12 protein-coding genes are annotated in these 14,669 nt (G+C 68.7%); 4 read left to right on the top strand and 8 right to left on the bottom strand.

All coding sequences use genetic code 11. From position 1 onward, the window contains the following. Entirely contained in the window at positions 1-804 is an 804-nt protein-coding gene (locus ABZX12_RS16165; protein WP_355693759.1) for an SDR family NAD(P)-dependent oxidoreductase, read from the bottom strand. Beyond that, entirely contained in the window at positions 801-2,042 is a 1,242-nt protein-coding gene (locus ABZX12_RS16160) for an acyl-CoA dehydrogenase family protein (RefSeq protein ID WP_355693758.1), read from the bottom strand. The genes ABZX12_RS16165 and ABZX12_RS16160 overlap by 4 nt, the downstream gene beginning before the upstream one ends. 56 nt (positions 2,043-2,098) lie before the next feature. Between ABZX12_RS16160 and ABZX12_RS16155 the strand changes: the two genes are divergently transcribed. Beyond that, on the top strand, positions 2,099-2,686 hold the full coding sequence (locus tag ABZX12_RS16155; protein ID WP_355693756.1) for a TetR/AcrR family transcriptional regulator: 588 nt from the start codon (positions 2,099-2,101) through the stop codon (positions 2,684-2,686). A 9-nt stretch (positions 2,687-2,695) separates the two neighbouring features. Here ABZX12_RS16155 and ABZX12_RS16150 read toward each other — a convergent pair whose 3' ends face one another. From ABZX12_RS16150 to ABZX12_RS16140, 3 genes are all read right to left on the bottom strand, one after another. After that, the gene (locus ABZX12_RS16150) at positions 2,696-4,837 is read right to left on the bottom strand and encodes a hypothetical protein (protein WP_355693754.1); all 2,142 of its coding nucleotides are present in this window, start codon (positions 4,835-4,837) and stop codon (positions 2,696-2,698) included. 542 nt (positions 4,838-5,379) lie between these two features. Next, entirely contained in the window at positions 5,380-6,831 is a 1,452-nt protein-coding gene (locus ABZX12_RS16145; RefSeq protein WP_355693752.1) for a M81 family metallopeptidase, read from the bottom strand. Between the two features lie 64 nt (positions 6,832-6,895). Then, positions 6,896-7,918 (bottom strand): LacI family DNA-binding transcriptional regulator, encoded by a 1,023-nt coding sequence (locus tag ABZX12_RS16140; RefSeq protein WP_355693750.1) that lies wholly within the window; start codon positions 7,916-7,918, stop codon positions 6,896-6,898. A gap of 113 nt (positions 7,919-8,031) precedes the next feature. Between ABZX12_RS16140 and ABZX12_RS16135 the strand changes: the two genes are divergently transcribed. Continuing rightward, positions 8,032-9,936 (top strand): discoidin domain-containing protein, encoded by a 1,905-nt coding sequence (locus ABZX12_RS16135; protein ID WP_355693748.1) that lies wholly within the window; start codon positions 8,032-8,034, stop codon positions 9,934-9,936. Here ABZX12_RS16135 and ABZX12_RS16130 read toward each other — a convergent pair. Beyond that, on the bottom strand, positions 9,927-11,156 hold the full coding sequence (locus ABZX12_RS16130; protein WP_355693746.1) for an amidase: 1,230 nt from the start codon (positions 11,154-11,156) through the stop codon (positions 9,927-9,929). The two genes, ABZX12_RS16135 and ABZX12_RS16130, sit on opposite strands and share 10 nt — an antisense overlap. A 68-nt stretch (positions 11,157-11,224) precedes the next feature. On the opposite strand from ABZX12_RS16130, the gene ABZX12_RS16125 reads away from it, so the two are divergent. Further along, positions 11,225-11,674, top strand: a complete 450-nt coding sequence (locus tag ABZX12_RS16125; protein ID WP_355693744.1) for a GNAT family N-acetyltransferase — start codon at positions 11,225-11,227, stop codon at positions 11,672-11,674. On the opposite strand, the gene ABZX12_RS16120 is transcribed toward ABZX12_RS16125, so the two are convergent. Further along, positions 11,671-12,282, bottom strand: a complete 612-nt coding sequence (locus ABZX12_RS16120; protein WP_355693742.1) for a hypothetical protein — start codon at positions 12,280-12,282, stop codon at positions 11,671-11,673. The genes ABZX12_RS16125 and ABZX12_RS16120 overlap by 4 nt on opposite strands. A 184-nt stretch (positions 12,283-12,466) precedes the next feature. Here ABZX12_RS16120 and ABZX12_RS16115 point away from each other — a divergent pair, with 184 nt between their 5' ends. Further along, positions 12,467-13,261 carry an aminotransferase class IV gene (locus ABZX12_RS16115; RefSeq protein WP_355693740.1) on the top strand — a complete coding sequence of 265 codons (795 nt, stop codon included), beginning with the start codon at positions 12,467-12,469 and terminating at the stop codon, positions 13,259-13,261. On the opposite strand, the gene ABZX12_RS16110 is transcribed toward ABZX12_RS16115, so the two are convergent. Continuing rightward, the gene (locus ABZX12_RS16110; RefSeq protein WP_355694299.1) at positions 13,236-14,657 is read right to left on the bottom strand and encodes a CCA tRNA nucleotidyltransferase; all 1,422 of its coding nucleotides are present in this window, start codon (positions 14,655-14,657) and stop codon (positions 13,236-13,238) included. The two genes, ABZX12_RS16115 and ABZX12_RS16110, sit on opposite strands and share 26 nt — an antisense overlap. Positions 14,658-14,669 lie beyond the last annotated feature (12 nt).

The raw sequence follows: 14,669 nt of genomic DNA, 5'->3' as shown, positions 1-14,669 counted from the left end.
TCACCGCCCGTCCGTCGGTCGTGTCTCCGCTCCGTGCTCAGCACGTTCGTGCGCACGCGCGGCGATCCTGCGCATCTGGCGGTCGTACAGCGGGCGGGCGAACCGCTTGGTCAGCCAGGCCAGCTGGGCCGGCCGGTCCGGGACGATCAGGAACCGCTGCTTCTTGATCCCGTCGATGACAGCGACCGCGATGTCGTCCGCGGACCGCGGCGACTTCTCGATCAGCTGCCGCGCGGTCGCCCCCATCGCGCTGTCCGCACCGCGGATCGAGTCCGCGAGGTTGGTCCGGAAGAACGACGGGCAGACCACCGACACGGTCACGCCGTACGGATGGAGCTCGTGCGACAGCGTCTCGGAGAGCGCGACGACACCGGCCTTCACCGTGTTGTACGAGCTCATCATCGGCGGGTGGACCAGGCCGGCCGCCGACGCGGTGTTCACGATGTGACCGGCGCGCTGCCGTTTGAACAGCGGCACGAACGCGCGGCAGCCGCGGACCACGCCCATCAGGTTGATGTCGACGACCCGGTCCCACTCGTCCAGCGTCTCGACGTCGATGCGCCCGCCGGTCGCGATGCCGGCGTTGTTTACCAGGATGTCCAGGCCGCCCCAGTTCTCCTCGCACCACGCCACCGCAGCGTCCCAGTCCTCCGGGCTCCGGACGTCCAGCTTCAAGTACGGCGTACTCCCCGGCGCGTCCGGCGACACGTCGGTGCCGAGCACCTGGTGGCCGTCAGCAACGAACCGGGCGACCAGGGCGGCACCCAGCCCGCTCGCGGCACCGGTGACGAGAACCCGACTCACTTGGCCTCCTGAGCTGCCGCGAGGTACGACGCGAGTTCGATCCTCGCGATCACCCCACGATGCACCTCGTCGGGTCCGTCGGCCAGTCGCAACGCGCGGGCACTGGTCCACGCGGCCGCGAGCGGGAAGTCCTCGGACAGCCCACCGCCGCCGTGCAACTGGATCGCCATGTCGATGACGTCCTGCGCCATCCGCGGCACGGCGACCTTGATCTGGCTGACCTCACTCAACGCCCCGACGAGACCCTGCGTGTCCAGCAGGTACGCCGTCTGCAGCACGAGCAGCCGTGCCTGGTTGATCGCGATCCGGGCCTCCGCGATCCGCTCGCGGTTGCCGCCGAGGTTGACCAGTGGCTTGCCGAACGCGGTCCGGCTGGTGCCGCGTTGCAGGGCGAGCTCGAGGGCCTTCTCGGCCAGACCGACCAGCCGCATGCAGTGGTGCACGCGTCCCGGACCGAGGCGGCCCTGGGCGATCTCGAACGCCCGGCCGGGTCCGACCAGGATGTTCGCGGCCGGCACCCGGACCTCGGTGAAGGACACCTCGCCGTGGCCGTGCGGCTCGTCGTACCTGCTCATCGCGGGGAGCAGGCGCTCGACCTTCACACCCGGGGTGTCGCGCGGGACGAGAACCATCGTGTGGCGCTCGTACCGGTGCGCGTCCGGGTCGGTGAGGCCCATGAAGATCAGCAGCTCGCAGTCCGGGTGGCCGACGCCGGTGCTCCACCACTTGCGGCCGTTCAGCACGACGTCGTCACCGTCGACGACCGCCGTGGCCTGCATGTTCGTGGCGTCGGAGGACGCGACGTCCGGCTCGGTCATGCAGAACGCGGAGCGGATCGTGCCGTCCAGCAGCGGCTCCAGCCAGCGTTTCTTCTGCTCGTCGTTGCCGTAGCGGAGCAGGACCTCCATGTTCCCGGTGTCCGGTGCGTTGCAGTTGAAGATGTACGGCGCGATGAAGGACCGGCCGGTCAGCTCCGCGATCGGGGCGTAATCGAGGTTGCTGAGGCCTTCGCCGTACTGCTCGTTGCCTGGTTCCGCGGGCGGGAGGAACAGGTTCCACAGGCCTGCGTCACGGGCTTTCGCCTGCAGGTCCTTGATCAGCGGCTGCGGCTGCCACGGGTCACCGGCGGTGCGGATCGCATGGTGCAGCTCCGCCTCGACCGGCTCGATCTCGCTCCGCAGGAAGGCTTCCACGCGGGTGATCAGCTCTTGAGCCCGGGCCGAAGGTTCGAACCCCATCAAGACTCCTCTCCCTCGCCTTGACCGTAGCGGGCCTCTAAGCAATGCTCAATAGCATGGATCACCGGCTGTCAGCGGAAGACCGCAAGAAGCAACTGGTCAAGATCGGCCTGATGATGCTTCGCGACCAACCGATCCATGAGCTGTCCATCGACGCGATCGCCGCCCAGGCCGGAATCTCCCGCGGGCTGCTGTTCCACTACTTCCCGAGCAAGCGCGACTACTACCTCGCCGTCATCTCCGCGGCCGGCCGCCGCCTGCTCCGGGTCACGAAGCCGGACGACGCACTGCCCCCCGAGCAGCAGCTGCGCGAGATGCTCGTCCAGTTCGTCGCGTTCATCACCCGCCGGCGAACGGCGTACATCTCGTTCGTCCGCGGCGCCGCCGGCGGCGACGACTTCGCCGTCAAGGTGTACGACGAGACGCGCGCGGGCCTGACCAAGCGCGTCCTCACCTACCTTGGCACGCCCGACGTGGCCGATGAGCCCACCTCCCAGGACTACCTCCGCATCCACGCGTGGCTGTCGTACGCCGAGGACCTGGCGATCGAGTGGTCCGGTCTCCCCGAAGCGGACCGGCCGTACTCGGCCGACCACCTCGTCGACCACTCGATCGAGGCCCTTCAGATGTTGCGCAAGTTGTAGCTCGAACCGTCAGCCGTTGGCGAGAGTGAAGCGCTCCACACCACAGGCCGAGGTGGCCGGGTTGTTGTTGGCGTCACCGCTGTAGGTGACCTGCCAACGCCAGGTCCCGAGCGTGCTGGCGACGAACGACGTGTTGGACGTGCTGTACGTCCCGTTGCCGTTCACCGTCACGGTCTGCGTGTACGCCCCGGCGCCGGCGCAGGTCGCGTCGGCAGGAGCGAACAGCTTGAACGTGATCGTGCCCGTCGGAGCCAGGGCGCCGCTGATCGTGGCGTCGTCGTTCGGGATCAGGTTCGGTGCGGTGCTGATCGCCGGGCTCTTCTTCGTCACGACGAGATGTTCACTGGTGCACACGCTCGTCGCTCCGTTGTTGTTGGCGTCACCGCTGTACACGGCCTGCCAGTAGTAGTCGCCCGCGGTGTTGAACGTGATCGCGTTGGAGTCAGGTACGACGCCGTTCGTCACGTTGACCGTGCCGGCACTCTGCGCACCGGTCGAGCAGGCGCTGTCGGTGTACACGGTGTAGGTCACCGTGCCGCCGGCGTCCGCCGTGGCGTTGCTCAGCGTCGCCGAGTCGTGCACGCTGCCGCCGACCTCGACGGTCTCGGCCGACAAGGTGGTAGCGATGGTCGGCGCCTTCTTGTTCACGACCAGGTGCTCACTGGTGCAGACACTGGTCGCCGGATCGTTGTTCGCGTCACCGCTGTACACGGCCTGCCAGTAGTAGTCACCGGCCGCGTTGAACGTGATCGCGTTCGAATCCGGCACGACACCGTTCGTCACCGTCTTCGTCCCCGCGGACTGCGCACCGGTCGAGCACGCCGAGTCCGTGTAGACGGTGTAGGTCACCGTGCCGCCGGCATTCGCGGTCGCCCCGGTCAACGTCGCCGAGTCGTGCACACTGCCGCCCACCACGATCGTCTCCGCCGACAACGTCGTCGTGACGGCCGGATGCGCATTGATGTGGTTGGTGTACGTACAGTCGACCAGGCCGCCAGGAGCCATCGTGATGTTGACCGTCGCGCCACTTGGCGTGGCAGTGGTACCGGTGCCGGACACCGTTGTGCAGGTGAGGTCCTTCAACGTCCAGCCGGCTGGGACGGTCGACTCGGTGACGCTGTAGGTGCCGGGCTGGACCTGGCCGGTCGTGTCGTCGTACGTCCGCGACTGCCCGTTGGACAGCGAGAAGCTCGACGGGTTCAGGTTGCTCGGGCTACCGGTCGTCGTGTAGCCGAACGAGGCGTTACCGTTCTCGGTCACCTTGCGGATGATGATCTTGCCGCAGTTGGAGATGTTCACCGGCTGCGGTGCGACGAAGTCCTTGACCTCGGCCGGGAACGACGCCGACGAGCGGCTCTTCAGGAACGCGCTGCCGAACGCGGTGCATGCGTTGGACGGGAAGATTCCGGCCGCGGTCATGTTGATGGCGGCCTCGCCGAACTCGAACTGATCCAGCGTTCCGCCGGCGACCGCCTCGCTGATGGTGCCGTCGTTGACCGCGCCTTCGGCGAAGCCGGCAGCGCTCAGGTCGACCCGGTTGCCCCAGCACGGAATCGCGTTCGCAGAGAAGCACTGGGTTTTCGCACCCGTGGTGACCCACCGGAGCAGGCCGAGCACCGGAGTGCCGCCGCCGTTGGTGAAGTCGAACGTGATCAGCATGTCACCGGGGCTCCGGTTGAGCGTCTTCGCTCCGGTGGTGGTCAGGTTCGGCTGGGCGAGCTTGTTGATCTCGAAGTCCATGTTCGCCGAGCCGAGAATGTTCGAACGCTCCCAGGCGAGGTACAGATAGATATTGCCGGCAGCAACTTCGTTCCCGACGTAGAACCTGGTCAGGTCGCTCTTCTGCGGCGGGATCGAGCCCGTCACGACCGATACGTTCGGGTCGTCTTCCTTGGTGCCCTGGCCGAACGAGTTGTCGGTCGAACCACTGGCCAGATCGTCGCCGCGGACCCGGTTGATGGAGTCGGACACCCAGTCCTTGTTGCCGGTCGTGTTGACGACCATGTTGCCGTCGTTGCCCTCGAACGTGCTGCCCGGCAGGTTGGCGTTGGCGTTCGGCACCAAGGCCGCCGCCAGCAGCGCGACGCCAGAGGCCAGGATCAGGGGACGCCGGAAACGCCGAAGCGCCCGCGGCTCAGTTCGCGATGTCACTGTGATGTGCCCTTCTGTTTGAGCACGGAACTGCGGTACTGCGGTCGTGTCCGAGAGCTGTGGGAGCAGAGAGGCTTACTCGTGCGGACGCGGCTTCGTCCTGCCGTCAGCAGGACGGCGGCCGGCGGATCGACGGCTTGAGCGGGACGGCATGGACGGGCCCGCGATCGCCGGAGGTACGCCGCGGACACGGCGGAGCACGCCCGGTCGCCCGGACACGGTCCGGCGCACGTCGACGTCCCATGGGTCCCCCCACCTGGAACGTCGCCGGCCTCGGGTCCCCACCCCAAGCGACGCTCCGTCACGATCAGCGTCACCCACGTAAGCGCTACCCCCAGCACCACGATCACGAGGCGTTATGAAGCTACACCCACCCCCCACCGCCAGCAAGACATCGCACCGATGCCCAGGGCAAGAAATGAAACCCGCGCCACCGCGCCCGCCTCGGCACAGTGCACTTTCGCGGCTACTACCGGCGGTCGCGAACTACCGCCCGCGTTCACCTACCGGCACAGCGCCACGGCCCACCACGGACCCGTGGGTCAGATTCTTTCGGGCTTCAGGTCGGGGTCTGCCATGTCGGGGTCGAAGGGGAACAGGGGGCGTAGTACGCCGTGGTGGCCCAGGCGGAGGAGGTCCTGGTCCACGCCGCCAGGGGTGAGCGCCAGGAGCCAGTCGGCGGCGAGGTTGTAGAGCTCCGGTTCCAGGTAGCCGATCTTGACGATGACCAGGTCGGTGGTCGCCGGGTCGAGGCCCAGGAGGGTGAAGTCGGCGAGGTGGTGGTACGGCTTGCGGCGGGTGGTCAGGATCGAGTGCAGACCACCGACCTGAACCACCGCGACGGTGCCGCCGACGGGATCCTCGGAGATCGAGAACACGGTGCCGGACAGCGCGACCGGCCCCGCGGGGCCGGAGTCGACCTTGCCGCCGGCGGTGACTTCGACCGGGTTGCCGACGCCGGCTGCGACGCAGGCGGCGACGGCCTCGGCGTCGGCGATGCTGGCGTGGATCGCGGTGGCCTTGCCGGAAGTCAGTTCCTCGATCGTGAGCAGCTCACCGAGGGTCCACGACGTGTCACCGGCGCCGCCCGCCGTGGGGTTGTCGCCGGAGTCGCTGATCAGGAACGGCCGCGCGGCGGAAGCGAGCCCGGCCGCAACGCACTCGTGCAGGGTTCCGGTGGGCGCCACGAACTCGAACCCCTCCCGGGCGTCCCAGTACGCTCTCGCCAACTCGGCCGCGCGCTCGGTGATCAGGGCGTCGTCGTCGCCGGTGACGACCACGGCGGCCCGGCACCGCGGCTCGTCGGCCCAGGCGTACCCGACCCAGACGGCCGCGTCCAGCACGCCGGGCTCGTCCGCGATCTCCCCGACGCGCCGGTAGATCGACTTGGCCGGCTCGAGCCGCGTCGAGGTCTTCTCACCCGGCAACAGCACCGGCACCTGCACCCAGGCCTTCCCCGGCTTCCCGAGCCCGGACCGGACCCGCTCGACCAGGTTCCGCAGGGCGCGTTCGCGGCTCTCCATCGCGTCCTCGTGCGGGGCCATCCGGTAGCAGGTGATCAGGTCGACCGCCGTACCGAGCTCGCGGGACACGTTGCCGTGCAGGTCCATCGACGCGGACACCAGCACGTCGGGACCGAGTACGGACCGGATCCGCGTGGCCAGGTCGGCCTCCGCGTCCTGCCGCCCGACGACGCTCATCGCGCCGTGGATGTCGAAGAAGAACCCGTCCAGCTCACCGGCGCCCTCGAGGCGGGCGATGATCTCGGCTGACAGGTCGTCGTACACCTCCGGCAGGACCGCTCCGCCGGGCAGTGAGCGGGCGTGCAGCAGCGGGACCCAGTCGATCCCCTGCGCCCAGTCCCTGCCGAGGAAGTCGTACCGCTCCAGGATGCGGTCACCGCGGCGGACGTCGAAGTCGGCGAGGCCGGCCCGGTGTGGCGAGAACGTGCTGGACTCGATGGCGATCCCGGCGATGCCGATCCGAAGGTTCATGTCTAAAACCTGCCACAACCGAGCCGTTTCGCGCACCGCCTAACTCCGCATGTGGACACCGGGCTCAGCGAAGGTCGGGCGGTGGGGCCGTTGAGGCTCGGGGGGCGAGGGTGGTCGCCAGTTCCACGTGCAGGGCCTCCAGGGCGTGGCGGTCCAGGAGGCGGATCAGCAGGCTGACCGCCATTCGGCCCATCTCCTGGAGCGGTTGCCGGACCGTGGTGAGTTGCGGGGTTGTGGCACGGCTGAGATCGAGGTCGTCGAAGCCGGCGATCGACACATCGCCGGGCACTGACAGGCCGCGCTCGCGAGCGGCTTGGAGCGCTCCGACAGCGGCCTTGTCATTGAAGGCGACGAGCGCCGTCGGGCGGGGGTCGAGGTCGAGCAGTTCGCCCGCGGCGCGACAGCCGTGCTGCGTGGTCGGCTGGTCGTGGCGGATGAGCGCGGGGTCGGGCAGGATGCCGGCGTCGGCGAGGGCCGCGGAGTGACCGCTGAGCCGGGCATCGGCGGCGAGCCACTCCCGCGGGCCGGCGATCACGCCGATCCGGGTGTGCCCCAGCCCGGTCAGGTACGTCGTGAGTTGCCGGGCGCCGGAGTGATGGGCGGCGGACACGGACGGGATGTCGGGCGGAAGCGCCGTCCGCGGGTCCACGACGACGAACGGGAAACGGCGCGTGCTCAGCCGAACCAGTTCGTCACTCAGCTCCGGCGGGAGGATCAGGATCGCGCCGGCGAGTGAGCGCTGGGCGGGCAGGCGGCCGAGCACGCGCTCGTGCTGCGCGGCCTCGCCGGCATTCAGGACAAGTTGCCGGCCGTGACGGTCGAGCGTCTCGGCGATCGACGAGACGATCAGCCCGAAGTAGTCGGTGAGCACGTACGGACAGCGCACGTAGACCGCTCCGCCGACCGGTTTCGCCGTACCGCCACGCGGTGCGGGCGCGCGCAGGCCGAGCTCCTCGATCGCCTCCTCGACGAGCTGCCGGGTCTCGGGCGCCACGCTGCCCGCCTGGTTCAGGACGCGGGACACCGTCGCGATCGACACCCCGGTCGCCGCCGCGACGTCCCGAACGGTCGCTCTAGCGCGGGGCATTTGTTACATCCTTTTGTTTCACGCTCAGCACTGTAGTCCCACGCTCCCAGGCCTTGACAGCCCTCGACGGCGAGCGTTTTCTGTGGCCGTTTGTTTCATCCCTGAGGAGCGCGATGAGAACACCCGTCTTCGGCGTCGCCCTTGCTCTCGCTGCGGCGTCACTCACCGGGCCCGCCCAGGCCCAGCCCCCGACGACCCAGGTCCAGGTCTGGGTCACCACACCGGACCGCGCCGAGCTGTTGCACGAGCGCGCGCCGCTCGCCTTCAGGTCCACGTCGGACGGCGCGAGCGACCGGACCACGATCACGGTCGACCCGCGCACGACATACCAGACCATGGACGGCTTCGGCGCCTCGATCACCGACTCGTCCGCCGACGTGCTGTACCGGCTCAGCCCGGCCGATCGCGAGCAGACGATGCGGTCGCTGTTCGATCCGCGACAGGGCATCGGCGTCAGCTTCCTGCGGCAGCCCGTCGGCTCGTCCGACTTCACGGCGGCGGCCGAGCACTACACGTACGACGACGTACCCGCGGGCCGGACCGACTTCGAGCTGCGGCACTTCAGCATCGCCCACGACGAGCGGCAGGTGCTGCCGTTGCTCCGCCGGGCGAAGCAGCTCAACCCGCAGCTCAAGGTGATGGCCACGCCGTGGAGCCCGCCGGCCTGGATGAAGACCGGCGACTCACTCGTCGGCGGCCGTCTGAAGGACGACCCGAAGGTGTACGACGCGTACGCGCGCTACCTGGTGAAGTTCGTGCAGGCGTACACGCGGGCCGGCGTACCTGTCGACTTCCTCTCGATCCAGAACGAGCCGCAGAACCGCAAGCCGAGCGCGTACCCGGGCACGGACCTGCCGGTCCGCCAGGAAGCGGCAGTGATCACCGCCCTGGGGCCGCTGCTGCAGAAGGTCAGCCCAAGGACCAAGATCCTCGGCTACGACCACAACTGGACCACGCACCCCGGCGACATCGCCTCCACCCCGCCCGGTGAGGACCCGGAGACCGACTACCCGTACAAGCTGCTGCGGACCTCGGCGGCGAAGTGGATCGCGGGTACGGCGTACCACTGCTACTCCGGCGACCCTTCCAAGCAGACCGACCTGCACAACGCCTTCCCGTCGAAGGGCATCTGGTTCACCGAGTGCTCCGGCTCGCACGGGCCGAACGACACCCCGCCGCAGATCTTCCGCGGCACGCTCACCTGGCACGCCCGCACGCTGATGCTCGGTACGACGCGGAACTGGGCGAAGTCGGTCGTGAACTGGAACATCGCACTCGACTCGACCGGCGGCCCGCACCTCGGCGGCTGCGACACGTGCACCGGCCTGGTGACGTTGCAGCCGGACGGCACGGTGTCGACGGACGCGGAGTACTACACGATCGGCCACCTGTCGAAGTTCGTGAAGCCGGGCGCGGTGCGGATCGCAAGCACGTCGTACGGAACGACCGGGTGGAACGGGCAGCTGATGTCGGCCGCGTTCCGCAACCCGGACGGTACGACGGCACTCCTTGTCCACAACGAGAACGACGAACCACGCTCGTTCGCCGTGGCGCTCGGAGACGAGACCTTCGAGTACGAACTGCCCGGCGGGTCGATCGCGACCTTCACCTGGGGACGGACGGCAGCGGCCGCACCGCAGCAGTTGACGCCGCAGGGCGCGGCGGCAAGCGTCAACGGAGCCGACGCCGGTCTGCTGATCGACGCGGACGGATCGACCGTGTGGCAGAGCAAGACGGCGCAGGCACCGGGTCAGTGGGTGCAGGTGGACCTCGGGAAGGCACAGACGTTCCGGCAGGTCGCGTTGGACAGCGGCGGGAACATCGGTGACTACGCGCATGGCCATACGGTTGCTGTCAGCAACGACGGGACCAGCTGGCGAACGGTTGCCACTGGTACGTCGAGCAGTCAGCTGACGACAGTCGAGTTGCCGCCCACGCGGGCACGGTACATCCGGGTCACGCAGAACGGCAGTGCCGGTAACTGGTGGAGCTTGGCGGATCTGCGGGTCTACCGCTGAGCTTCGATCCAGCACGCGACCGCGGCCGCCTGCTCATTGCTCGCAGCAATGACCTGCAGGCCCACGGGAAGGCCGTCAGCCGGGATCGGCAGGCTGACGGCCGCGTGCTTGGTGAGGTTCGCCAGGCGGGTGTTGTTCAGTAGTTGCCGGCGTACGTCGGCGTCGGGGGTGGTGAGTGGCGGGGCTGTGGTGAGGACTGTCGGAGTGATGACCGCGTCCACCGTGGCCAGCACCGCGTCGAGTTCGGCCGTGATCGCTGCTGCTTGTTCTTTGGCTCGCTCGTAGTCGGCCGGCTGCACCAGCGCGGCTTCGAGCAGGCGCCGGCGAACGTCGGGCTGGTAGCTGTCCTGAATCCTGTCCTTGTGGTTGGCAACCGCTTCCGGGCCTTGCAGATTCGCAGCTGTGGAGAAACTTGTGGACCAATCGGGCAGCTGTACGTCAACGGTGTCGAGCTTCTCCACAACAGCCAGCCAGGCACTACGAACCTCAGGACTGAGGTCTAGGTACTCTGCGTTCGTCACGATGCCGAGGCGAGGCCGAGCGCTGGACTCTGCGATGGTGATCTCAGTCAGGGCAGTCAGGGCGTAGCTGGCGTCTCTGGCGGTGCGGGTCAGGACGCCTACGTGGTCGAGGGTCTGGGACAGGGGGAAGACGCGGTCTGTGGGCAGCGTGTTGTAGGTCGGTTTGAACCCGACGACTCCACACAGCGCGGCCGGGATGCGTACGGAGCCAGCAGTGTCCGTCCCGATCGCCAACGGGACGACCCCGGCCGCCACCGCCGCTGCCGAGCCCGAACTGGAGCCGCCGGTCATCCGCGACGGGTCGTGCGGGTTTCGGCAGGGGCCGACGCGGTTCGACGTGCCGGTGCACCCGTACGCGAACTCGTGGGTGTGCGAGAGGCCGATCACGATCGCCCCCGCGGAGCGCAACCGGCGTACGACGTCGGCGTCCTGGCGACCGACCTCGTCCATCGACGCGGACCCGCAGCGGTACGGCAGGCCTTCGACCTCGACGATCTCCTTCACCAGCACGGGAACGCCGGCGAGCGCACCGGTGCGGTCGTGCACCGCGGCCGCCGTGCGCGCGCCGTCCGCGTCGAGGTGCACGATCGCGTTCAGGTGGGCCACGGCAGCCGCACGCGTCAACGCGTCCTCGACCAGTAGCACCGGATCCAGCACGCCGTCCCGCACCAGCGCGGCGGTCTCCTGCAACGTCCTCACTGGCCCATCAGACCACGGAGAGGAAACGGAAACAGGAGCGTCATGCCGTGTTGCTACCGTCCGATGGCATGGTGATCGAGGGAGTGGAACTGCGGCCGGCACCGCCGACGGACGCGGAAGTGCTGGCCCTGACCACGGCGCAACAGGCCGAACTGGCGGCGATGTACGGCGAGGACCAGCCGCTCGTCGGGCTGCATCCGGACATCGCGTTCACGCTGCTCACGCTGGACGGAGCACCGGTCGGCTGCGTCGGCCTGCAGCCGGTCGCGCCGGGCCTCGGCGAGATCAAACGGATGTACGTGGCGCCGTCCGCGCGCGGCTGGGGCCTGTCCCGCATCCTGCTCGAGGCCGTCGAGGCGTCCGCCCGCACCGGTGGAATGACCCGCCTCCGCCTCGAGACCGGCACCAAGCAGGTCGAAGCGATCGCCCTCTACACGAACCACGGCTATCGACCCACCCCGCCGTACCCGCCCTTCGAGCACGAGATCGCCTCGCTCTGCTACGCGAAGGACATCTAGAGGTTCAGGACCAGGTCGTTGCCGTCGCGGTGGAAGCCGAGGTTCTTCAGGTACGGCGTGGAGTCGCGCATCCGGGGTGACGCGAGAACCTGGCGGAACCCGCGATCGGTGAAGACGTCACTGCGCCGGTAGACGAACTCACCTGGCGTGAAGTCGCGGTACTTCGGGACCGCATAGTCGAGATCGATCTGCGCCCGGCCGTCGCCGGCGTCGTGCGCCAGGACGACGCCGACGGTGCGGTCGCCGTGCTGCACCAAGAACGCGTACTGGCTGGTGCCGGGCGTGAACCCGGGGTTGAACCGGATGATCTCCTTCTGGTGCCGGTCGAGGATGTAGCCGAGGTACTCGTCGGACTCGTCCACCTGCAGCACCTGGTACTCCGTCTCGTCGTGCCGGTGCCGGAGCAGCCGCCACAGGTGCACGACGTTGATGACCGCGAGCACCGCGTTCATGCCGACCATCGGCCAGACGCCGACCACCGCGTTGAACCCGACCAGGATCACGCAGCCGACCAGGTTCAGGACCCGCAGCCGCAGGATCCGGGTCTGCAGCAGCGACAACACGACGAGCGCCGATCCGCCCCACCCGATGATGCTCCACACGTCCACACGGCGAGACTAGGCCCTGTCTGGTGATCCAGCGCCGTCGCGAGGAGGTGCTCGGTGCGGTAGCTCGGCGTGCGGGAGCGAAGGCCTCGATGCGGATCCATCGTGGCCTTTGCTACCGTGCGGCGAGGTGCCGTGCCGAGTGCCCCGCAGTAGGCGATGGATTACCAGAGAGGGCCTAGGGCCTGTGAGCGATTTCCTGTTGCTGGACGGCACCCGGTCACCGACGGTCGACGCGACGTTGCTGCGAGCAACGGCGTACGGGCATTTCACGTCGATGCAGGTGCGTGACGGGCGGGTTGACGGGCTGGACCTGCACTTCGAGCGCCTGGACCGCAGCACGCGGGAGGTCTTCGGGCAGCCGTTGCCCGAGGATCGGGTCCGGCGTGACCTGGACGCGGCGCTCGAGCAGGCAGGTACCGGCGATCTCTCGATCCGCGTCAACGTCTTCGCCGCCGACGAGCTCCACCTGCTGACCCGAGTCGGCCCGCCGGTGCCGGCCGGCGCCGTCCCGCTGCGCCTGCTCGCGTTCCAGCACGAGCGCGCCGTCCCGCACCTGAAGCACACCGGCACCTTCGACCTCACCTACCACGCCCGCAAGGCCCAGCCGTCCGGCTACGACGACGCCGTCTTCCATACCGCGACCGGCGAGATCTCCGAAGCCTCCATCTGGAACATCTGCTTCGCCCGCGGCCCGCACCTCGTCTTCCCGTCGGCGCCGGCCCTCCCCGGCATCCGCCGGCAGGTCCTCCAGCGCGGCCTGGACGACTACACGACCACGCCGGTCCCGCTCGCCGACCTGACGACGTACGACGCCGCGTACCTCACCAACTCGATCGCCCCGGCGCTCCCGGTCGCCTCGATCACCACGCAGGACGGCACCACGACGTACGCGCCGCACCCGATCTCGGCGGACACCATCGCGAAGGCCTACGCGGCCGTCCCCGCGCAGCCGATCAGGAGCGGTTCGACCACCAGGTGAGGAGCTCTTCCCGCGCGCGGTCCGCGCCGAGCGGGCCCTGGTCGAGGCGGAGGTCCATGAGGAACTTGTAGGCCGCGCCGACCTCACGGCCCGGCGGGATGCCGAGGATCTCCATGATCTGGTTGCCGTCGAGGTCGGGGCGCAGGGCGTCGAGCTCCTCCTGCTCCTGCAAGCGCTCGATGCGCTCCTCGAGGTCGTCGTACGCGGCCCGCAGCGAGTCCGCCTTGCGGCGGTTGCGGGTGGTGCAGTCCGCCCGGGTCAGGATGTGCAACCGGTCGAGCTGGTCGCCGGCGTCGCGGACGTAGCGGCGGACCGCGGAGTCCGTCCACTCGCCGTCGCCGTACCCGTGGAAGCGCAGGTGCAGCTCGATCAGCTTGCTGACCTGGTCGATCTGCTCGTTGCTGAACCGGAGCGCCTTCATCCGCTTCCGGGCCAGCTTGGCGCCGACCACGTCGTGGTGATGGAAGGTCACCTTGCCGCCGGCTTCGTTGCGCTTGGTCTTCGGCTTGCCGATGTCGTGGATCAGTGCGGCGAACCGAACGACGAAATCGGGCGTCGGAACAGAGAGACGGGACTCCAGATCGATGGCCTGATCGAGGACGGTGAGCGAGTGCTGGTAGACGTCCTTGTGCCGATGGTGCTCGTCGACCTGCAGCTTCAGGGCCGGCAGCTCGGGCAGCACGTGCTCGGCCAGGCCGGTCGAGACCAGCAGGTCGAGCCCGATCCGCGGGTGATCGGAGCAGATCAGCTTCTCCAGCTCGTCGCGGACCCGCTCGGCCGACACGATCGTGATCCGGTCGGCCATCGCGGTCATCGCGGCCACCACGGCCGGGTCCGGCGTGAAGCCGAGCTGTGCGGCGAACCGGGCCGCCCGCATCATCCGCAGCGGGTCGTCGGAGAACGAGTCCTCCGGCGTACCGGGGGTGCGGATCCGGCGGTTCGCGACGTCCTCGATCCCGCCGTACGGGTCGACGAACTGCCGCGACGGCAACCGGACCGCCATCGCGTTCATCGCGAAGTCCCGGCGGGCCAGATCGCCCTCCAGGGAGTCGCCGTAGGCCACCTCCGGTTTGCGCGAGGTGGGATCGTAGGTTTCCGACCTGTAGGTCGTGATCTCCAGGACCCACTCACCCTTGCGACAACCGATGGTGCCGAACGCCTTGCCGATATCCCAGACATGGTCCGCCCAGCCGGACAGCAACCGCTCGATCACATCCGGGTGCGCTGACGTGGTGAAGTCCAGATCCTTGCTCCCCCGGCCGAGGAGAATGTCCCGGACCGGACCGCCGACCAGCGCGATCTCGTGGCCTGCGGCGGTGAACCGGGAGCCCAGCTCGTCGACGACCGGAGCGAGTTGCAGCAGGGCCTGGACGGCGCGCTGCTGTACTGCGGACAACGATCCGGCTGA

The sequence above is a fragment of the Kribbella sp. NPDC003505 genome, assembly GCF_040610875.1.
Classification (GTDB): Bacteria; Actinomycetota; Actinomycetes; order Propionibacteriales; family Kribbellaceae; genus Kribbella.
Note: the sequence above shows the minus strand (reverse complement) of the source record. Positions and strands in the feature narration are given on the sequence as shown.

What these genes read in the sequence shown, in the direction of transcription:
- ABZX12_RS16160 (WP_355693758.1), bottom strand. Translation starts at nt 2,042, where the DNA reads ATGGGGTTCGAACCTTCGGCCCGGGCTCAAGAGCTGATCACCCGCGTG.
- ABZX12_RS16155 (WP_355693756.1), top strand. Translation starts at nt 2,099, where the DNA reads ATGGATCACCGGCTGTCAGCGGAAGACCGCAAGAAGCAACTGGTCAAG.
- ABZX12_RS16145 (WP_355693752.1), bottom strand. Translation starts at nt 6,831, where the DNA reads ATGAACCTTCGGATCGGCATCGCCGGGATCGCCATCGAGTCCAGCACG.
- ABZX12_RS16140 (WP_355693750.1), bottom strand. Translation starts at nt 7,918, where the DNA reads ATGCCCCGCGCTAGAGCGACCGTTCGGGACGTCGCGGCGGCGACCGGG.
- ABZX12_RS16135 (WP_355693748.1), top strand. Translation starts at nt 8,032, where the DNA reads ATGAGAACACCCGTCTTCGGCGTCGCCCTTGCTCTCGCTGCGGCGTCA.
- ABZX12_RS16125 (WP_355693744.1), top strand. Translation starts at nt 11,225, where the DNA reads ATGGTGATCGAGGGAGTGGAACTGCGGCCGGCACCGCCGACGGACGCG.